The following is a 20,449-nucleotide window of genomic DNA, read 5'->3' on the forward strand; positions in this document are numbered from 1 at the left end:
GTGTCATGTTGGAAAATACGATGTATAGTAAACTTAACATCGAAAAAACCGAAGTTTATACTCTGAAGAAGCGATTATTCTAAAGTTTTCGACAGCTATACACTCTTATCACTCTTTGTTAATCGTTTATTAAGATAATAAATATAAGGACGAAACCATGAACGATGTCATTCGTGACTTTTTCAAAATGGAATCAGCAGGTGGTATTCTTCTCGTAATTGCAGCGGCAATTGCGATGACCATTGCTAACTCACCGCTGGGCGAAACTTATCAATCTGTACTGCATACTTATGTATTCGGTATGTCAGTTTCTCACTGGATTAATGACGGCCTAATGGCTGTTTTCTTCTTACTTATTGGCCTTGAAGTGAAGCGAGAGCTACTTGAAGGAGCGCTAAAATCAAAAGAAACCGCAATTTTCCCTGCGATTGCAGCGGTTGGTGGTATGTTAGCCCCTGCTCTTATTTACGTTGCGTTTAATGCTAACGACCCAGAGGCGGTTTCTGGCTGGGCCATTCCAGCTGCGACGGATATTGCATTTGCTCTAGGTATCATGGCGCTACTAGGTAAGCGCGTACCAGTAAGCCTTAAAGTGTTTTTGTTAGCTCTCGCTATCATCGACGATTTAGGCGTGGTTGTTATTATTGCACTGTTTTACACAGGTGATCTTTCTAGCATGGCGCTGCTTGTTGGCTTCATCATGACTGGTGTCCTGTTCATGTTGAATGCGAAGGAAGTAACGAAACTGACGCCATACATGATAGTCGGCGCGATCTTATGGTTTGCGGTACTTAAATCTGGTGTTCACGCAACACTTGCAGGCGTAGTGATCGGCTTTGCTATTCCTCTTAAGGGTAAACAGGGCGAACATTCCCCACTTAAGCACATGGAGCACGCACTTCATCCATACGTGGCATTTGGTATCTTACCTCTATTCGCATTTGCAAATGCGGGGATTTCGCTAGAAGGCGTATCGATGTCAGGCCTAACTTCAATGCTGCCATTAGGTATTGCTTTGGGGCTACTGGTTGGTAAGCCTCTAGGTATCTTCACCTTTAGTTGGGCAGCTGTGAAAATGGGTGTAGCTAAGTTACCGGAAGGCATTAACTTCAAGCATATCTTTGCGGTCTCTGTGTTGTGTGGTATCGGTTTTACAATGTCTATATTCATTTCCTCTTTAGCGTTTGGAAATGTAAGCCCTGAGTTTGATACCTATGCTCGACTAGGCATCTTAATGGGCTCGACGACAGCCGCGTTACTTGGCTACGCGTTACTGCACTTTTCTTTGCCTAAGAAAGCGCAAGCGTAAGATACACACTGTTTAGTAAAGCCTCCCATTCGGGAGGCTTTTTTATGTCTGCAGATCGGCACATCAACCACTTCAGGGTGGTTACTTTTGTGACCAACTAAGGTCTAGCTTATGGAGTTGGGGCAAATCATCGAAAGAGGCGCTTGGTAAATCTATAGGCGAAAAAAAGCCCAGCCGAAAATTTGACTGGGCGGATACAAACATAGGAGTTAATAAGAAAAAAGCAGCAACGTAACAATTAGATGGAAACAAGTTTGACGGCCAGTGAAACTTCAAATGCCCTAACTGTTACGTATATTCAGACCGAGCCTTTTCCAAACAGTTCCATTTTTTTTCAAAAAATTTCTACTTAATGCTTTCTAGCTTCTTACACATCCGAAAGTAATAGAAAAATCGAGATGGATTACCAACTTGGCGAAGTTACTAACTTCTGTGTTTCTCATTTTATCTCCCCTAGAACCGAAGATGTATTTCATACTCTCTTCGCTCACTCCGAGCCGCCAACGCTATTGTTAGCGTTTCAATTGCGCTGGTCTGAGAAACTTGATCGTTTTCTTCTGACAAGCTTCACTGGAGTATTCGATTGAATTTCAAAAGATTAGATCACACCTTTTACTGTCTGGTCAGACCAATTGGTTAAAGTGTGATGTTAATCATTTGTTAATCTTAAGTTTCGGGAGTATATTTTCAAACAGTTGTTTAATACGAGTGATTAAAATGGCCCCGAGAACATCAACAAAAGAAAAAATACTCGATGTCGCAGAAGGACTCTTTGCTGAACATGGCTTTAATGATACTTCGCTAAGAACGATAACAGGTAAAGCTAACGTTAACTTAGCATCGGTAAACTATCACTTTGGCGATAAAAAAACGCTGGTTAGAGCGGTTTTAGATAGGTATTTAGAAGCACTAATGCCGAGCATTAAGACTTCATTAATTGAGCTAAACACGCGCGATAGCTACAACATGGACGATGTCTTTGAGTCATTGCGATTACCTTTACGTACATTAAATGATGTACGCCCAAATGGTACTGCGCTATTTATGTTGTTAATTGGCCGCGGTTATACAGACGTTCAAGGTCATCTACGCTGGTTCATTACCACCAGATACGAAGAGGTACTGAACCTTTTCACTTTCTCGATAATGAAGGCGAACCCGGAACTATGTGAAGAACAGTTGTTTTGGCGACTGCACTTCACGTTAGGAACCTGTGTATTTACGATGGCTTCAAGCCAAGCTCTTTCGGAGCTGGCAGAAAGTAAGTTTGAAAAGGAAGTCGATGTGAAATCTGTCGTCGATTTACTGATTCCATATTTGTCAGCAGGAATGTCAGCAAAGCAGTTGGCATAAGACAAATAAGAAAGTTAAACCAATAATAAGATTATACCCCGAGCGGTTACGTGAACAAAAGGATCTGAACTATGAGCTCTCTACGAAGAAAATGGATTAGTGACCCGGCTTTTAAAGTGTTCAAAAAAGTATTGCCACCTCTGTCTAGCACCGAGAAAGAGGCGATGGAAGCGGGTAGTGTATGGTGGGATGCCGAACTATTCTCAGGCAAGCCAAACTTCACAACATTGCATCATTATCCAACGCCTACACTGACGGCAGAAGAGCAGTCATTTATGGATAATGAGCTTGAAACCCTGCTAGAAATGCTTGATGACCAGAAGATTGTCAAAGAAGACAGGGATTTACCGCCTGAAGTATGGGAGTACCTACGTAAAGAGCGATTTTTCTCTTTGATCATCTCGAAAGCATATGGTGGTCGTGAATTTTCCGCTTTGGCGAACTCAACCATTGTTTCTCGTATTGCGACTCGAAGTATCAGTACCGCGGTATCGGTAATGGTACCAAACTCTCTTGGTCCTGGTGAGCTGCTATCGCACTATGGTACGCAAGAGCAAAAAGATTACTGGTTGCCTCGTTTAGCTGATGGTACAGACATCCCTTGTTTCGCCCTAACTGGCCCTGAAGCGGGTTCTGATGCAGGTGGCATACCTGATCAAGGCGTGGTTTGTTACGGCACCCATGAAGGCAAAGAAGTGCTTGGCGTGCGAGTTAGTTGGAATAAACGCTACATCACGCTTGCGCCAGTTGCGACAGTGCTCGGGTTAGCATTTAAACTGCAGGATCCTGAAGGGCTACTTGGTGACAAGAAAGAGGTTGGCATTACATGTGCGTTGATTCCCGCTGACCATGAAGGTGTCGAGATAGGCGAGCGCCATGATCCTCTGGGGTCTGCGTTCATGAATGGTCCTACTCGTGGTGAAGATGTCTTCATCCCTATGGACTGGTTGATCGGTGGCGCTGATTACGCAGGTAAAGGTTGGCGTATGCTGGTTGAGTGTCTTTCTGCGGGGCGTGGTATCTCTCTCCCAGCGCTTGGCACAGCGATTGGTCACCTTACTACACGTACAACAGGTGCTTATGCTTACGTGCGTAAACAGTTTGGAATGTCGATCGGTAAGTTTGAAGGCGTCGCAGAAGCGATGGGGCGCATTGGTGGTCTTACTTACCTACTAGAAGCGACGCGTACGCTAACGACGACTTCTCTCGATATGAAAGAAAAACCTGGGATTGTAACCGCGATTGCCAAGTACCACATGACGGAAATCGCGCGTACCATTCTAAATGATTCGTTTGATATCCACGCGGGTCGTGCGATTCAAGATGGTCCAATGAACTATCTTGCTAAACATTACCTTGGTATCCCGGTTGCTATCACCGTTGAAGGCGCGAATATTCTGACTCGTAACCTGATGATTTTTGGTCAAGGTGCGACTCGATGCCACCCATATGTTCTAAAAGAAATGGAAGCCGCGGCGAATCCAGATTCTGAACAAGGTGCGAAAGAATTTGACAACTTACTCTTTAAACACATCAAGCACGCGCTCGGTAATACATTCGGTGCATTTGGTGCAGCACTAACTGGTTCTCGATTTGTTAACGCGCACATGAGTGGCCCAACGCAGCAATACTACAAAGACATTACTCGTCTCAGTCGTGCACTTGCAGTAAGTGCAGACTTTGCGATGTTAACCTTAGGTGGAGACTTGAAGCGTAAAGAAATGATCTCCGCACGTTTGGGTGATGGATTAAGCTATCTATACATGGCATCTGCTGCCTTGAAAAAGTATGAAGATGAAGGCCGTCAACAAGGCGATCTAGACTTCGTTCATTACGCTGTTCAACACTGTTTGTATAACGCTTCTAAGTCATTAAATGAGGCTTACACCAACTTCCCTGTGAAATACGTTGGCGGTGTGCTTAAGGGGCTATTGTTCCCGCTTGGTAATCATTTCAATAAGCCAAGTGATGAGCTGTGTGTGAATTTGGCTGAAGCGATGATGACGCCAGGCGCGCAACGTGATCGCCTTACGCATCTGTGCTACATCGGAAAATCAGAGGATGACAGCGTAGGCTTAATGGAGAATGCATTCCTTGCAATGTACGACATTAAACCTTTGGAGCGTAAACTTGTGAAGGCTGCGAAGGATGGTAAAGTGGCTCGTAAAGGTCTGCTACATGATCGTTTGCAGCAAGCATTTGAAGCAGGCGTGTTAACTGAACAAGAAATTGATCAAATCATGGCTGCAGATAAATTGCGCTACAAGGCGATTCAAGTTGACCACTTTAGTCATGACTTTTCTGAAGTGCGAACTCATAGCCCAAAAAAGTCGCAGTTGAATCCGGCGGCATAATAGACAACTAATGTTAAGAAAAGCACCTCAATGAGGTGCTTTTTTGTATTCTTGGGGAGTGGATGGTGGGATAGTGCTCCAACCACTTGCCTTTTAAGAGCATTTTTACAGAAATTAGATGCGAAATCCCAACGAAACTTTTATCCTAACAAGGTTTTTTAAAGGAAGTTGAATATGATCATCAAACCTAGAATTCGTGGATTTATCTGTACTACAACGCACCCTGTTGGTTGTGAAGCTAACGTAAAAGAACAAATTGCGTACACCAAAGCGCAAGGTCCAATCAAAAACGCACCTAAGCGTGTTCTTGTTGTTGGTGCATCAAGTGGCTACGGTCTATCTTCTCGTATCGCTGCGGCATTTGGTGGCGGTGCATCAACTATCGGTGTTTTCTTCGAAAAAGAAGGTACTGAGAAGAAGCCAGGTACAGCAGGTTTTTACAATGCCGCTGCTTTTGAAAAGCTAGCGCGTGAAGAAGGTCTGTACGCAAAAAGCTTAAACGGCGACGCTTTCTCAAATGAAGCGAAACAGAAAACTATCGAGCTGATCAAAGAAGACTTAGGTCAAATCGATATGGTGGTTTACTCACTGGCATCTCCAGTACGTAAAATGCCAGAAACTGGTGAATTAGTTCGTTCATCTCTTAAACCTATCGGTGAAACTTACACATCAACGGCTGTTGATACCAACAAAGATGTGATCATCGAAGCTAGCGTTGAGCCTGCAACAGAAGAAGAAATCAAAGACACTGTCACGGTAATGGGCGGTGAAGATTGGGAACTTTGGATCAATGCGTTGTCTGATGCTGGTGTTCTTGCTGAAGGTTGTAAGACCGTCGCGTACAGCTACATTGGTACTGAGCTAACTTGGCCAATTTATTGGGATGGTGCACTAGGTAAAGCAAAAATGGACCTAGACCGTGCAGCGAAAGCGCTAAACGACAAGTTAGCAGCAACAGGCGGCAGTGCCAATGTTGCGGTACTTAAATCTGTTGTAACTCAGGCGAGTTCTGCAATTCCTGTTATGCCACTGTACATCGCAATGGTATTCAAGAAAATGCGCGAAGAAGGTGTACACGAAGGCTGTATGGAACAAATCTACCGTATGTTCAGCCAACGTCTATACAAAGAAGACGGTAGCGCGGCAGAAGTTGATGAGATGAACCGCCTACGTCTGGATGACTGGGAACTTCGTGACGACATTCAGCAGCACTGTCGTGAGCTATGGCCTCAAATTACGACTGAGAACCTAAAAGAGCTGACTGACTACGTTGAGTACAAAGAAGAGTTCTTGAAACTATTTGGTTTCGGCGTTGAAGGCGTAGATTACGAAGCGGATGTGAATCCAGCAGTTGAAGCAGACTTCATTCAAATCTAATCGAATCACAGACTAGATAACCAATAAACAAAAAGCGCTCATTGAGCGCCTTTTTGTATTTCATAGTCAAAGTGAGTATTAACTTAGTATTATCAGAATCGTACCAGCTAGCGTCATTAAAATATTCGCAATCGCATAGGTACCCGCATAACCAAGGGCTGGGATGGTGGACTTAGCGTAGTCGTTAACGACATCCATAGCCGGAGCGCAAGTACGGGCGCCAATAATGGCACCGAAGAGCAGGGCACGGTTCATCTTGAGTACGTGTGCGCCAACTAAGTAAGCCAGAACTACAGGCACAACACTGACAATAAATGCCAAACCAATGACTTTTGGTCCTACTTGCGTTAGGTGCTCGAACATCTTTCCACCTGCACTTAGACCAATTCCGACCATAAAGAACATTAACCCTAGATCTTTGACCATATTCAGCGCCCCTTGTGGGACATAACCGAAAGTAGGGTGATTTGCTCGTAAGAAACCAAGCGTAATACCGGACAACAGAAGACCCACCGCATTACCCAAACTGAAAGACACCTGACCGAACGTCATTGTGATGAGGCCAAACAGAATACCCAAAATAAAGAAGCTACAAAAAGCGAGCAAATCGGCCATTTGACTGTGGATCGAGATGAAACCGATTTTTTCCGCCAGTCCATGTACTCGGCTTTTCTCGCCGCTCACTTGAAGGACGTCCCCTTTAGCGAGCACAATGTCTAAGTCCATAGGCATTTCAATCTGAGCGCGAACTACGCGGTTTAAGAAACAGCCAAACTCAGACAAATTCAAATCCGATAAACGCTTACCAGCGATTGCGTCACTTTTTACGACGATTTCTTCTTCAACGATGCGTAAATCAAGCAAGTTACGGTCGAATACTTCTTTACCATTACGGAAGCTAGGGTCTAAGCGAGCATGGCTGTCAGGGAAGCCAACCAGTGCAATTTCATCTCCCTCTTGCAAGATAGCATCACCATCTGGGTGGGCGAGAATACCATTTCGGCGGATTCGTTCAATGTAACAGCCAGTTTGACGATAAATACCCAGTTCTCGTAAGTTTTTACCATCAGTCCAGTCAATTAGCTCTGGGCCCACTCGGTAAGCTCGAATAATGGGTAAATACACTTTTCTCTGGCTTGAATTTCCAAGGCCACGCTCTTGTGCGATTTGCTGCGCGGAATCAGAAAGGTTTTGTTTTTGCAGTTTTGGCAACAATTTAGCAAACATGATCATGCTAATTAAGCCGACCAGATAAGCCATCGCGTAGCCTACGGATAGATTTTCTAATACCAGAGAAAATTCCATATTCCGCGGTATAGTCGCAAGGCCAGAGTTAAGAGCATCTTGTGCACCAACCAGTACTGGCGTTGCGGTCAATGCGCCTGCCATCATACCGGCGGATAAGCCAAAATCGAGGCCGAAATAGTGACTCAAGCCATACGTTAAGCTGACCGCAGACACGAGAACAGTCATGCTTAAAATAAAATAATGCTTACCATCTCTGAAGAATATACCAAAAAAGTTTGGTCCAGCTTCAATGCCAACGCAGTAGATAAACAGCATAAAGCCAATGGTTAAAGCTTCTGCATTAAATGAGAAACCAAGGTGGCCCATTACCAAAGAGGTAATAAGAACGCCAATAGAGTTGCCTAATTGTAATTTGCCAAGTCGAATTTTTCCGATGGCAAGGCCAATGGCTAATACGACGAAGATTAGAAGGATCGGGTTTTGCTCGAGAAGGTATACGACGTCTATGTTCACTGTGTGGCTCGGTAGAGTGTGTGCCAAAAAAGATTAAGAACTGTGAATTGTAACTAAATATAGCAAAAAGATAAGTGAATTTTTTTAGGTTTTACCATTAGTTGACTTAACGTAATAACCAGCTGAAAAATAATAAAAAAGCCGCATGAAGCGGCTTTTTTGAAAACAGTCTTTATTACTCGTCAAATAGACCTAGGTGCTCTTTCGCGTATGCTTCGAACTCGTCGCAGCCACCGATGTGCTCTTGGTCGATAAAGATCTGAGGAACGGTTTCAACTGGTTTACCAACTGTTTTCTCAAGATCTGCTTTAGAAATACCTTCAGCGTGAATATCAACGTAACGGTAGTTGAAGTCATCACGTTTTGCTTTTAGCGTTTCTGCGTGCTCTTTTGCACGAACACAGAAAGGACATGCAGGGCGACCAAAGATAACAACGAACATAATCTTATTTCTCCTAAATCTATTCTTTTTTGAAAGCGTACAAAACATAGCGGCTGAGTGCGCTTTCTTTTGTTGGAGTAACTATGCCCGATCCAGATACGGAAATAAAGCGGCAATTACCTCTTGGTTCTATAGGTGAAATCTATCGAATAAAAACTAAACGCACGTGCTTATTTTACGACTCTGAAGTATGTGAAGTGACGCATAAAAAACATACATTCTAAAGGGTTAATGATGGCAAGGTGGAATTGGTCAATTTTTTTTGTTTAAAAAAATAGCAATCTATTTTGGCTATACGCAAATAACTTCAACTCTTACATAAGTGTTAAATCAGAGGGCGAGAGGTTATTTGGGTATATTCTTTTGGGAGGGTGTGTATGTTTCAGTTTATGACTGCAACAAGGATTATATTTGGTGAAGGTGCACTTCAATCTTCATTATCCGTTATTAACCAATTTGGCTACAGTGTTTTGCTGGTTACTGGGCAGGATACCCAACGAGCCGCCCCCATTATCCAATATCTTAAAGCTCAAAATATGCGTTACCAGCACGTAGCTATCGTTGGTGAACCATACATCACGATGGTAGAAGAGACCGCAGTGCTCGGTAGAAAATTCCAACCTGATATGGTAGTTGCGATAGGTGGTGGCAGCGTCATCGATATGGGCAAAGCCTTAGCTGCCATTATTCCCAATCAAGGCAATGTTTACGATTACGTAGAAGTGGTAGGAAGAAGCGTCCCTTTAAAAGCAAAGCCTCTTCATTTTATTGCAATTCCTACGACAGCAAGCACCGGTTCAGAAGTGACCAGAAATGCTGTGCTGAAATCTGGACAAGATAAAGTGAAAGTGAGTCTTCGAAGCCCTGATATGCTCGCAGACGTTGCCATTGTAGACCCGACACTTACTTACGGGACCGACCAATACACATCTGGACGTGGCGCAATGGATGCGTTCACTCATTTAATGGAAGCGTATGTGTGTGGTGAGCCAAACCCTCTTACTGATATGGTCTGCGAAGAGGGGCTACGCCGTTTAAGCCGTTCAGTGATTGCCGCTTGTAAGCAAGATAATCATAAGGCGCGCTCTGATTTATCGTTCGCTGCATTGCTTGGTGGTATGGCGATTACTAATGCCAAATTAGGTGCCGCTCATGGGTTAGCATCGGCGTTAGGAGGCAAGTTAGACGCCCCCCATAGCGTTATTACGGCTCGCCTAGCTCCGCACGTGATGCAGGAGAACATTAACGCCGCTAAACTCGCGGGTAGGAATGATGTGATAAGTCGTTATCGCAAGCTGGCCCAATTAGTCACTGAGCGAGTAAATGCTAACGAACACGATGGAATTCTTTGGGTAAATATGGTGCTAGATAAGTTAGCGTTACCGCTACTGGCTCAATTTGGAGTATGCCAAACCTCTTTTGAGCAAGTGGCGAATGATGCGCTTAAATCAATGGCAATCAAAGGGAATCCTTTACCTCTTAATCAGGAACGTTTGATACACATATTGCAGCAAGTCTGTGATTGTAGCGGAGAGTGCGCAGCTCAGAGTGCACAACATGTCAGTTCTGTTGAAGTACTGGAATCAAGAACGGACTTATCGAGTGTCAACGACTTAGGGTGATTGCTCCCTTAGCAGCATTAAAACAAAAGGGGAGCCTTGAGCTCCCCTAGATAAAGTATTGACTAAGCTTTAGTGCTTAGTACTGGCTTAATTTGTCATAGCGACTGTCTTTCAACGCATCTTTTACGCGTTTTAGGTTCTCACGGAAACCTGTACCACGGCGAAGAGTGAAGCCAGTTGCTAGCACATCAATCACTGTCATTTGTACAACTCGGCTTGCCATTGGCATGTAAACGTCGGTATCTTCTGGAATATCGAGCGTGATGGCCAGCGAGCTTGCCTTTTCTAGAGGAGAATCCTTCGCTGTAATCGCAATAACCGTTGCGCCATTTTCACGAGCAAGGTTCGCTATTTCTACCTGACTCTTTGTTCGACCGGTATGAGAAATAAGAACCACAACATCATTATCACTGCAGTTGATACAACTCATGCGCTGCATAACAATATCTTCAAAACAAGTAATTGGAATATTAAAGCGAATAAACTTGTTTTGTGCGTCTCGGGCAACAGAAGATGATGCACCAAGGCCAAAGAATGAAATGCGCTTCGCTTGCGTTAGCAAATCGACCGCACGGTTCACTTGCATTGGATCTAGGCTATTTTTCGCGACATCTAAACACGCCATCGTCGATTCGAAAATCTTATGGGTGTACGCGTCTGGGCCATCGTCTTCTTCCACATTACGGTTAACGTAAGGGGTGCCGTTGGCTAGGCTCTGTGCCAAGTGAAGCTTAAAATCTGGAAAGCCCTTGGTGTCCAGACGACGACAGAAGCGGTTTACAGTGGGCTCACTAACGTCGGCCATTTTAGCCAGCGTTGCAATGCTTGAATGAATTGCAGTTTGTGGAGACGCCATAATTACTTCCGCAACTTTGCGCTCTGACTTACTGAAATTCTCCAGGTTTTTTTGAATTTTTTCTAATGTATTCATAGTGTTCACGAGGGTATAGAGAACAACTCGCTGGCTCTGCTAACGAAAGGAAACACGAAGATTCCGGAGTAGAGTGGGGCGTTAACGAAAACAACCAGCGCCATAGAATCAGTATAAACCTGATCTTCAATCAGTCTAAACCAATAACGGGTACTATTTAGTGAGAATTTGACAGGCCTCAAACAAAATGTTGTAAAAACTACAGAATTGGATGTGTAAACGAAGTTTTGTTGCGCTAGTCGCACGATAATGATGTTTGAGTTACATCAAAACGAAAAAAAATTTCAAATTGATGTAACTCGATCTGGCTGTTAAGACGATTGAATATCAACAACCAGCTGTTGAATTCTTTTCATCAAATTTGGTGCTTGCTTGGCGATTTCGCGTTGTTCATCAAGCACTGAGCTCAAAATTTCTTTTGTGGTCAGTGGATTTGCCAAAACCACTCGAAACACTATCGTATTCATGCGTTGCCATTGGTCTGGGTTCAGTCTTGTACGTGAAACGAACGATTTGCCCGTTTCGCGCTGACGCTTTTGAATAAACTGTGTTAACTCATTGATCAGCTCATTCAGTTGTTCTTTTTGTGAGCCTTCTGCTTGTGCTAATGCTTCACGGATGAATGGCGGCAAATAACGGTATGTGAGCAGACAAAGCTCTGGTTCAGAAACTAACTCGAAATCATCTTGCTGTTTGATTAAATCCGCAAAGTATCGAGCTTTTTCAATGCTTTGGTCAATCAGAAGCTCGTAACCTGGGCGACTTATGATGTGCATTGCGGCGTAGACCAACATCGCCATGCCCGAACGTGAGCCTTCTAGTGTATGGCTGCCTAGGTCTTTTGAACCTTTGCGCAATATATATTGAGCGTGATGCTCTATGGATTTCATTGCGTCAGGGTCTTTGAACAGAACCATACCAGCGCCCATCGGGATATAGAGCTGCTTGTGTGCATCAATAGTTACTGAGTCTGCCATTTCCACACCTTTAAGAAGATGACGGTGATGGTTAGACATCAGTGTTGCGCCACCCCATGCGGCATCCACATGGAAGTGACAGCTGTGAGCTTGGCAGACTTCAGCGATTTCAGGCAATGGATCAACATTACCTGTCTCTGTTGTGCCAGCCACACCAATAACAGCAATAGGCTTGATGTTTTGTTTTTCGAGCTCAACAATTTTCGCTTTCAGGTCGTTGACAATAATACGGTTGTTGGCATCGGTTTTAACCGCAACCAAGCCCTCTTGGCCTAGCCCTAATACATCGGCTGCTTTCTTAAGGGAGTAGTGACCACGCTCAGACACTAGCACCGCTAAGCCATCATAGCCATAGTGCTTCATGGCTTTAAAAAGGCCTTCCTTTTCAACGCCTTTAAATGAGCCATTGGCTCTTAACGCTTTGTTACGTGCTACCCAAAGCGCAGTGATATTGGCAATGGTGCCGCCGGAACAAAATGCGCCTAATGAGTGGTTTGCACTGTGCATCCACTGATTGTAAAACGTATCATTCTGACCATATATCAAGCGATGCAGCATACCCAAAACTTGACGCTCAAGTGGCGTAAAGGCTTTGGAAGTCTCTATTTTTACCAGGTTTTGGTTTAAGGCGATCATGATCTTTGACAGTGGCATCAAGAAATAAGGCAGTGCCGATGTCATATGACCAATGAAGCTTGGTGAAGATGTGTGAACTGAGTGCGACACCAAAGTGTCGAGTAAGTGCTCTGTATGATCTGACACGAACTCTGGCTGCTCAGGAATCTGAGCAGAAGAAAAGTCTTTTTCGATTTCGCGTAAAGGCTTTTCTTCTGCCACGATGTGTTCACGAAGAAATTGATTTAGATTTCGCGAGAGGCTCTCGTCAATTTTAGTTAACGTTGAGTCCGGACCTTCTGGGACAGTGAAGATCTTTAGCAAGCTCTCAAAGCTAACATCAGCGGTTTTTTGTTCCTTAACCATAGCAAAGAATCTTTGTAGTTATTTTGGTAATGCGAGCGGCACAATCTAAACTAAAACGGGCGCAAAGTCCCGTTTTAATTGTTGAAACCCAAGTTGTAGAAATGAAAATTTTAGGTGAAGGTTACGATATTCACATTAAAAAATTCTAGATTGAGTACGTTAAAACATTCTAGTGTTTTTGAATGCTAATCAACGACTAATGCGAGCAACCTTAGTCACATTTCTGCTTTTCAATCTTTTCTATTGACTGATTGTACTTATTAAGTGCGGTATCAATTTGTTGGGGATGACTAAGCAGATCAGCGAATGCTGAACGAAGCTCGTAGTTTTTGGGGTGGTTAGTTGATTGACGGTCGCTAAATGTCTGTTTTGCAACTTCACCTAACTTATCGCTTCGGGTCGCTAACTGCTTAACGTCATGTTGCTCTAGTTTTAACCATGCTTCGATTGGCTGTTCCGTCGCAACGCGGCTAGGGTCGTTCTCTAGAAAGTAGTGAACCGCTTCGCGGTTTAATTCAAAGTGATGTTTACGTCCATCCAAGAACCATTGACTCACTTCTTTCAGATCTGGATATTGGGTAACCGTCAAATCAACAAGATCTTGATACCACTGTAGTGAGGCATCGACGTAGCCATCGTATTTGCTAGCAAGACATTGTTGATCTGCGGCAAGCGTAAAAGTTGAGCTTGTAGCGAGGAGCGCTGCAACGACAAAGCGTTTCATTCTTCTTCCTTCTGGTTGTTATCCCTTTATTAACGCAATGCACATCAGTTGATGTTTCTCCCTTCTTTCTATTTGGTCGTGACAAATCGTTGGGCTGAATGACGAAAAGAAAGAGGGGTCTTGCCAAAAAATATTGACCACTTTGACGTTAACTGGGTATTTAAATTTTTGCCGTATTGTAATGGATGTTAAAGCGAAAACCTGAGATCTAGCTAGCAAGTGATACAAAGAAAAGCATCATAACTGGTACCAATAAACTCAAAATAAAGCCGCTAACGATAGCAACAGGAACACAACGCACACCACCGGTAGTTTGAATAACGGGTAGGGTGAAGTCCATTGCTGTTGCACCGGCATAACCAATTGCGGTGCACGGATAGCTACGAATAAAGAGAGGAATGGCAACCAGTGCGACTAACTCTCTCATCAATTCAATCAAGAACGACGCGCCACCAAATACCGGACCAAAAGCGTCACCCATTAAAATACCTGCGAGTGAATACCAGCCAAAACCTGAAGCCATTGCGAGTGCTTGATAAAGAGGAAGATCCAAAAGCACCGCTGCAAGAACGCCACCAAGCATACATGTTGCGATGACAACAGCCGCAATGGCCATTCCTTGTTTATTTAATAGGATTTGACGCAGAGTAAGTCCACTATTGCGCAGCTGAATACCAATAAAAAATAGAAGTAGAAAGAGTATCCATTCGCTTGCTGTATCTACCCAACTCAAATCAATGGGTAACAGCAGGCCAACCACTAACCCTCCGCCAACGACCACGATAAGCTTAACTGACTCTAAAGCCATCGAAGATAACGGTAGCTTCTTTTGATTCTGATTGGTCTGGAGTGGAATAATTTTATCAATAATAGGCAGAGCCAACAGGTTGCAGGCACTTAGACACAAAAAAAACGTACTCGCATAGAGGAGAATACTTTGTAAGTTGCTGCTTAAATTATCGAGCGCCGCCAAACTAAGACCCATCAACGACAAAATGACGTAAATAAGGTAGGACGTTGACTGATTGATCTTCTCCAATAACGAAGATCGAGATATAGGAATTAGATACCCCACCACAAGCGGAGCGAAAATAAATAGCATCCCTGAGAACATAAAGCTCAATGATTCCTTTTTGAGATAACATCAACACGCATAAATCAAATTATCTATCGGTTGAAATTAGAGACATTTCACCACACACAGCTCAGCCTTGAGCGAATCGTTTTATCGCGGATAAGGTATTATCAGAAAGCGATAAATTACAAACCGCTAGCATTGAGTACAGCACGGATTTGATCATTGAAGTCAGTATCACTCATGTTACTAAGTTCATACAAGACTTCTGCACCAGTTAAGTTGAATTCAACTTCATGTTCGTCAATGCGTTCATCGTGATTGCGGAACATCAATAAATGATGCGCAATTCTAGCGATGTCGAGATAACTCACTTCTGGTCGCGTTAACTCGTATTTTTCGTTTGAGGATACTTCTCTGAAGTCGTTGTCAAACCCCCAACGCTCAAGTACCAGTTTACTTGTGGCAGAACAACGTGTTTGGAAGATCTGCAATGCAATATCTGGGTCTAAGTAATTGCCCCTATCTAAGTACAAGTGGTACTCATTAATTAGGCAAAATAACCCAATATCGGCTAATAGACCGACCAATAACGCCTTTTCTTGCTCTAGATGACCATAAGTGCCTGGCTCGTGGCTACGAAACGATTGAACCAACATCACCATGACGGCACCGAGCTCACGCGATATCGCTGCACTCTTCACCAAGATGGCATTGCATTCTTTAGTGAGATTAACTGAGTGTTTAAGTTGCTCGATCGCTTGTGCGGTAACAATATCACGTACACGAAGTATTCCGAGACGAGATACCGCTGTAGTTAAGTCGTTGCAGGTGATATTTCTGCGATTGAAAATCACAGAGTTAGCGACTCGTAAAACGACCGCTGCTAATCCGGGATCTTCCAATAAACAGTTAGCAACATCGGCAATCGTGGTGTGTTCTTCGACACATAACTGCTGAATTTTAAGCACGACATCAGGAATAGGAGGTAACGAAATCTTACCCGTGGCGATGGACTGTTCTACCAGCTGAGCAAACTCGGATTCCAGTGCGTTTATAAGCTTATCTTTATTATTTGGCAGCCAAAAAAATGATAAATGTTCCATTGTGACGCTGTACTTGAGATCTTTCGTACAGTGTACCCTTACAGCGTATTCTTTATCAATTAAATGCGTATTATGTGCCCGTAATTGCCAGCGAGATCATAATGATGGCGTGTTTTAGGCATGCTATGCGTCAAAAAAATATCACCACACAAACAATAAGTGTGAAACTAATCACGTATGCAGAATTTATACTTTTTTATATGTGACCTATGTCCTAACTTATTTTTCAACGTTAAGTATGATTAAGCAAGTTGGTGAGCACAACTCACAAAAATATCGCCAACAAATCGACATTTATAATTCGCTATAAGCTGCTGTTTATCTGGTGACATCGCTAATCGGGGTAATTTATTCAGATTAAAGAGGTCAATGGACATGACAGACCAAGCTTTTTTTAAATATGTACGCACCTTCAGTGAGTACCAAAAACGTTCTATGTTCGGTGGTATTGGTTTATTCACCGATGATGCTATGTTTGCGCTTGTCAGCAATGATTGCTGCTACTTACGTGGTGGTAATGGGCTAGATGAAGTGTTTACTCAACTGAGCTGTGAGAAGTATAAGCACGTCAAAAAACAGACGACGGCAACCGTAAATTATTATGATGTAACCGATTTATTCGAATCCGGATATGTAGGGCTTGATGAACTGGTACAGAAATCAATTGAATACTCAATTAAGGAACGGAAATATCAAAAGTCCTCTGCCAGTAGACGCTTAAGAGACTTACCCAACATGCAACTAACCCTTGAACGTATGGTCAAGAAAGCCGGTGTTGATGACGTAGAAACCTTTTTAGAACTTGGACCTGTAAAAGTCTTCAACAAAGTTAAAACGGCTTACGGTAATGATGTTGATGTAAAGCTACTGTGGAAATTTGCTGGTGCAACTGATGGCGTACATTGGAAACTGATCCAAGAGCCGCGTAAAAAACAGTTATTGGCACTGTGTGACTAAGCGAAGCTGATCGCACAATGATTGACTCGTTTCGATGGAGTTAGCGGGTCGTAAAGGCAAGTGTGAAAAGCGGAAAAAGGACGTTGAAGTTTTTTACCACTTCATTGAGTTAGTCATTAAATTAGACAAAAAAACCGAGGCAGAGACCTCGGTTTTTGTTTTTTTAATTTGCTCTTTTCTTATAGCACAAATCTTAAAACTTAAAACGCGTAGTGAACATTACCTGATCACCGTAAAAATCGTTGATACGTGCTTCAGCACCCAAAGAGAAAAGCTCTGTTGAGTGGAATCGAGCGTAGGCGGAGCCAGTCCAATCGTCATCGTTATCGATAGAAACGTAGCCGACTTTGCCGCCTACTTCTAATTGAGGGCCCAACCATTGGCGAACACCTAAGTTAAGCTCCATACCAACATCTGTGCTGCTCTCATTCGAAGGTTGCACAACGCGCATTAGCATTTCACCAGTAAGATCTGCCCAGTTGTTTAGCGGAGAATGGAAGCCAAAGCCTGCAGCTGAGTCAAAATCACTTTCAAACTCAGAGTCAATACGAGCAATAACATGCGCGTTCGGGTGAATTGATTTGCTGAATCCAGCACCAAATGTCACAGGACTTGCGCCAATACGTGCTTCGAAATAGTCGTAGCTAAAGTTGCTCATAGTTGCTGGCGCATTGCGATCGTTTGCAGCTAGGGCATGGCTTGATGCCACTAGTAAGGCAGCGGCTAATAGTGTTTTACGCATAACTAACGATAAACCTTGTTCATTATTTCCATGGATTCAAGCAACCACTTGAACCGTAATCTGATTTGTCCGACATCATAATAAAAAGGAAGGTCCACGACCAACAAAAATGTGTCGATGTTTTGTCAATTAACTTAATAGTTCCTTGGTTTAAGCAAAAACTACGCCATATACGTAGTGTCCGAGAATTTCACTCGGACAAGTAACGATGTTTTTCTAACCTCATTCGACTATGCGAGGTTAGGTGGTGCAATGAGCATCGTTGAGTTCAAGTTAGAACCAAACACTTTATTACTCGCCAAAGCTTGCTCTTCTTTCTGCCATGGCGTTGAGGATTGCCTCAGAATCAAGGATTTGAGTCCAGGATAGCAGGTTATCATCATTCTCAATCACAAACGCGGTAAGCTGAGACACGATTGCTTTTCTCAATGCTTCACCTTTCCAAGGTTTGGCAATGTAATAATCGAGACTCGCGTTATTTACGGCTTCTACGGTGTCTTCCAAACCAGCTTGTCCTGTGAGTAAAACTTTGCGCGCTGCTTTTGTGTCACCATTTTGACTGAGTTCGATTAAGAAGCTGATCCCAGTTTGTTCCGGCATAATGTGGTCACATAAAATGAGCGCAAGCTGAACTTCTTCTTCCGCCATCTCCTCAATCACTTGCCGAGCTTCAGTCACCGATTCCGCTCCTTCGACGACAAAGTTCTCCTCGAAGGGAGCAAGATCTTGGAGCACGCTATCCAAGACTTCTCGTTCGTCATCGACACATAAAATTAGATACTTGGTCATGTTTCATCTCCTTCTTCGATGACTGGTAACCAGACGGTCATTCGTGTGAACTGGCCGATCTCTGATTCGACGTCAATCCACCCTCTGTGTGCTGTTACGATTTGCTGGCAGATGGACAGCCCGATGCCTAAGCCAAAATTACCTTCTTTTTTTGTGGTGAAGTTCAGCTCGAAAATGGCGTCTCTTTGCGATTCAGGAATGCCACATCCATTATCTTCAAATGAGATAACGGCATAATGTGTGTGCTCTTTTTCTATAAGGCGTGTTTGTATGTTTAACACACCTTTCTCTGGAAATGCGTCAATGGCGTTAGAGACCAAGTTCGTCCACACCTGTTGGAGTGCGATCGGTTGACAAAGGATGGAAGGCAAGTTTGCATAGTCGGTTGAAACTTGGTGCATTTTTAATTTGTTCTCGAAAATCACCAAGGTGTCTTCAATGCCCTCATGAATATCGGCATAGTGCAGGGTCTCATCATCTGACCGAGCATATCCTTTCAGGCTTTTTACCATATCAGCAATTCGTGCTGCACAGACATTAATTGAGCGAAGTGTAGAACCTGCTTTGTGGTATTGCTCTAGTGTATTGAGAGCATGATAAGACGCTTTCTGCTTTCTCGTTAGTTGGGTAAGTAGCTCTTGATCGGACTCTAATCCAAGGCTCACCACTTTTTTTGCCAATGCTCGGTCTGGAAGAGTATGGCTAAGCGCTTTTACGCGTGATCTGAGCTCGGCGGTTGAAGCGGGTTTTGAGGTTTGCGCTTTGCTCAGTAATTCAATGCCTTTGCTTTGTATATCGGAACTGGGCGCATCGTTAAGTAATCGTTCTAGCGTATGCGTTAAATTCTCTACGCCCCTCAATATCGCGGCTACTGGATTGTTTAGTTCGTGTGCCACTCCCGCAACCAATTGGCCAAGCATCGCCATTTTTTCTCTTTCAATGAGCTGCTGGTGGGCTGATTCTAAAGATTCGAGCGTTTTTTGAAGTTGCAGTTTGGTGTTGATGCTTCTTTGCAATCGGCGGTTGAAGTGGCGTAAAAGCAAGTTTGTAAAAAGAGGCAGTAAGTTTGAGTCGCTTTGCATCACTTTATTGAATACGTTGCGATCGAGTTTGATAACTTCTGTTTTGGTTAGTGTTAGAGCTGTCGAGAAAGAACATTCCCCAGTAACAAACGACATGCCTCCGACAATATTCCCTTTGTTATGGCGTACAACCTCTCGCTGCATGCCTTGCTCATCGCGCTTGTACAGAGCCACTTCACCTTCGGTGATAAACCACAAAAAGCAATTTGGCTCGCCTTCCACGGTTAATAAGTGTTCAGGTGAGTATGTACGGCACGCTCTTGTTTCGTCATTATCTTTGAAAAATTGCTGGAGAGCGGAGATCACTTGCTCGGCTAACTCGGCATCAGACATCGAGTGGTAGTCGTGTAAGAATCCGGCTTGATAATGGCTCATCTGGTTATTGATGTGCGCTCGCAACAAGCTGTGATGATCCAATATCTGACTGTAACTTAGCAGGTCTTCTTTGCCATTTCGCAAGATAAATTGGGTCAGCTCTTTTTGCACTGTGTTAAATAAGACGTGATCTGGCAAAGGTTTAGTGAGGCAGTGGTCGAGCCTGCCCTCATTAACGGCAGTGAGAATTGCCTCTATATCAGACGAGCAGCTAATAAGAATTTTTCTTGCTTGCTCGGTATGTGGCATCCGGTCTAAACCAATAAGAAAATCCACGCCGTTAAAATGAGCGTGATGGCTCGCTATAACTAAAGCAACAGTCTGTTCTCTTTCTTCTAGATACTCTAAAGCGCTTTGAGCCTCTTCTATCGATTCGACAGAAAAAATATCAAACTTACTTGAGAAGGCAGACAGCTCCAATCGAAACTGTTCAGCACTGATTGGGTTGTTGTCGAGACACAACACAGCATAACGATTCACAGATGTTTTAGC

16 protein-coding genes are annotated in these 20,449 nt (G+C 43.6%); 6 read left to right on the top strand and 10 right to left on the bottom strand.

Annotation, left to right across the window (positions count from 1 at the left end; translation table 11 throughout):
* Nucleotides 1-157: 157 nt before the first annotated feature.
* The 4 genes from nhaA to fabV all read left to right on the top strand — a co-directional run bounded on the left by nhaA (nucleotide 158) and on the right by fabV (nucleotide 6,393).
* On the top strand, nucleotides 158-1,309 hold the full coding sequence (gene nhaA, locus R7Z49_RS05855; protein ID WP_005378034.1) for a Na+/H+ antiporter NhaA: 1,152 nt from the start codon (nucleotides 158-160) through the stop codon (nucleotides 1,307-1,309).
* 717 nt (nucleotides 1,310-2,026) lie between these two features.
* Nucleotides 2,027-2,662: a TetR/AcrR family transcriptional regulator gene (locus tag R7Z49_RS05860; RefSeq protein ID WP_005378033.1), complete on the top strand. Its 636-nt coding sequence runs from the start codon at nucleotides 2,027-2,029 to the stop codon at nucleotides 2,660-2,662.
* Between the two features lie 71 nt (nucleotides 2,663-2,733).
* Nucleotides 2,734-5,016 carry an acyl-CoA dehydrogenase gene (locus tag R7Z49_RS05865; protein ID WP_054728681.1) on the top strand — a complete coding sequence of 761 codons (2,283 nt, stop codon included), beginning with the start codon at nucleotides 2,734-2,736 and terminating at the stop codon, nucleotides 5,014-5,016.
* Nucleotides 5,017-5,190: 174 nt separating this feature from the next.
* The gene (gene fabV, locus R7Z49_RS05870) at nucleotides 5,191-6,393 is read left to right on the top strand and encodes an enoyl-ACP reductase FabV (protein WP_005388648.1); all 1,203 of its coding nucleotides are present in this window, start codon (nucleotides 5,191-5,193) and stop codon (nucleotides 6,391-6,393) included.
* Between the two features lie 78 nt (nucleotides 6,394-6,471).
* Here fabV and R7Z49_RS05875 read toward each other — a convergent pair whose 3' ends face one another.
* Together R7Z49_RS05875 and R7Z49_RS05880 are read right to left on the bottom strand one after the other, a co-directional pair.
* A complete protein-coding gene (locus R7Z49_RS05875) occupies nucleotides 6,472-8,154 on the bottom strand; it encodes an aspartate:alanine antiporter (RefSeq protein ID WP_136976090.1) in 1,683 nt (560 codons plus the stop codon).
* A 175-nt stretch (nucleotides 8,155-8,329) separates the two neighbouring features.
* On the bottom strand, nucleotides 8,330-8,596 hold the full coding sequence (locus R7Z49_RS05880; RefSeq protein WP_005378026.1) for a GrxA family glutaredoxin: 267 nt from the start codon (nucleotides 8,594-8,596) through the stop codon (nucleotides 8,330-8,332).
* Nucleotides 8,597-8,973: 377 nt separating this feature from the next.
* Here R7Z49_RS05880 and R7Z49_RS05885 point away from each other — a divergent pair, with 377 nt between their 5' ends.
* The gene (locus tag R7Z49_RS05885) at nucleotides 8,974-10,218 is read left to right on the top strand and encodes an iron-containing alcohol dehydrogenase (protein ID WP_054728683.1); all 1,245 of its coding nucleotides are present in this window, start codon (nucleotides 8,974-8,976) and stop codon (nucleotides 10,216-10,218) included.
* Between the two features lie 76 nt (nucleotides 10,219-10,294).
* Here the strand turns inward: R7Z49_RS05885 and R7Z49_RS05890 are convergent, their stop codons facing one another.
* The 5 genes from R7Z49_RS05890 to R7Z49_RS05910 form a co-directional block, all read right to left on the bottom strand.
* Nucleotides 10,295-11,149, bottom strand: a complete 855-nt coding sequence (locus R7Z49_RS05890) for a MurR/RpiR family transcriptional regulator (RefSeq protein ID WP_005378021.1) — start codon at nucleotides 11,147-11,149, stop codon at nucleotides 10,295-10,297.
* A 311-nt stretch (nucleotides 11,150-11,460) separates the two neighbouring features.
* Nucleotides 11,461-13,107 (bottom strand): pyridoxal-dependent aspartate 1-decarboxylase PanP, encoded by a 1,647-nt coding sequence (gene panP / locus R7Z49_RS05895; RefSeq protein ID WP_025766849.1) that lies wholly within the window; start codon nucleotides 13,105-13,107, stop codon nucleotides 11,461-11,463.
* Nucleotides 13,108-13,318: 211 nt separating this feature from the next.
* The gene (locus tag R7Z49_RS05900; protein ID WP_017634875.1) at nucleotides 13,319-13,831 is read right to left on the bottom strand and encodes a hypothetical protein; all 513 of its coding nucleotides are present in this window, start codon (nucleotides 13,829-13,831) and stop codon (nucleotides 13,319-13,321) included.
* Nucleotides 13,832-14,039: 208 nt separating this feature from the next.
* Entirely contained in the window at nucleotides 14,040-14,945 is a 906-nt protein-coding gene (locus R7Z49_RS05905) for a lysine exporter LysO family protein (RefSeq protein ID WP_005378011.1), read from the bottom strand.
* A gap of 146 nt (nucleotides 14,946-15,091) precedes the next feature.
* Complete coding sequence (locus R7Z49_RS05910) at nucleotides 15,092-16,012, bottom strand: HDOD domain-containing protein (protein WP_005378009.1); 921 nt, start codon at nucleotides 16,010-16,012, stop codon at nucleotides 15,092-15,094.
* 369 nt (nucleotides 16,013-16,381) lie between these two features.
* On the opposite strand from R7Z49_RS05910, the gene R7Z49_RS05915 reads away from it, so the two are divergent.
* On the top strand, nucleotides 16,382-16,969 hold the full coding sequence (locus R7Z49_RS05915; protein WP_005378007.1) for a TfoX/Sxy family DNA transformation protein: 588 nt from the start codon (nucleotides 16,382-16,384) through the stop codon (nucleotides 16,967-16,969).
* 193 nt (nucleotides 16,970-17,162) lie between these two features.
* Here the strand turns inward: R7Z49_RS05915 and R7Z49_RS05920 are convergent, their stop codons facing one another.
* The 3 genes from R7Z49_RS05920 to R7Z49_RS05930 form a co-directional block, all read right to left on the bottom strand.
* The gene (locus tag R7Z49_RS05920) at nucleotides 17,163-17,711 is read right to left on the bottom strand and encodes a hypothetical protein (protein ID WP_005378006.1); all 549 of its coding nucleotides are present in this window, start codon (nucleotides 17,709-17,711) and stop codon (nucleotides 17,163-17,165) included.
* Between the two features lie 291 nt (nucleotides 17,712-18,002).
* Nucleotides 18,003-18,500 carry a response regulator gene (locus R7Z49_RS05925; RefSeq protein ID WP_005378005.1) on the bottom strand — a complete coding sequence of 166 codons (498 nt, stop codon included), beginning with the start codon at nucleotides 18,498-18,500 and terminating at the stop codon, nucleotides 18,003-18,005.
* Nucleotides 18,497-20,437: an ATP-binding protein gene (locus R7Z49_RS05930; RefSeq protein ID WP_053349539.1), complete on the bottom strand. Its 1,941-nt coding sequence runs from the start codon at nucleotides 20,435-20,437 to the stop codon at nucleotides 18,497-18,499. The genes R7Z49_RS05925 and R7Z49_RS05930 overlap by 4 nt, the downstream gene beginning before the upstream one ends.
* Nucleotides 20,438-20,449 lie beyond the last annotated feature (12 nt).

The sequence above is a fragment of the Vibrio sp. 1562 genome (assembly GCF_033340155.1).
In the GTDB taxonomy this organism is placed as follows: Bacteria; Pseudomonadota; Gammaproteobacteria; order Enterobacterales; family Vibrionaceae; genus Vibrio; species Vibrio alginolyticus.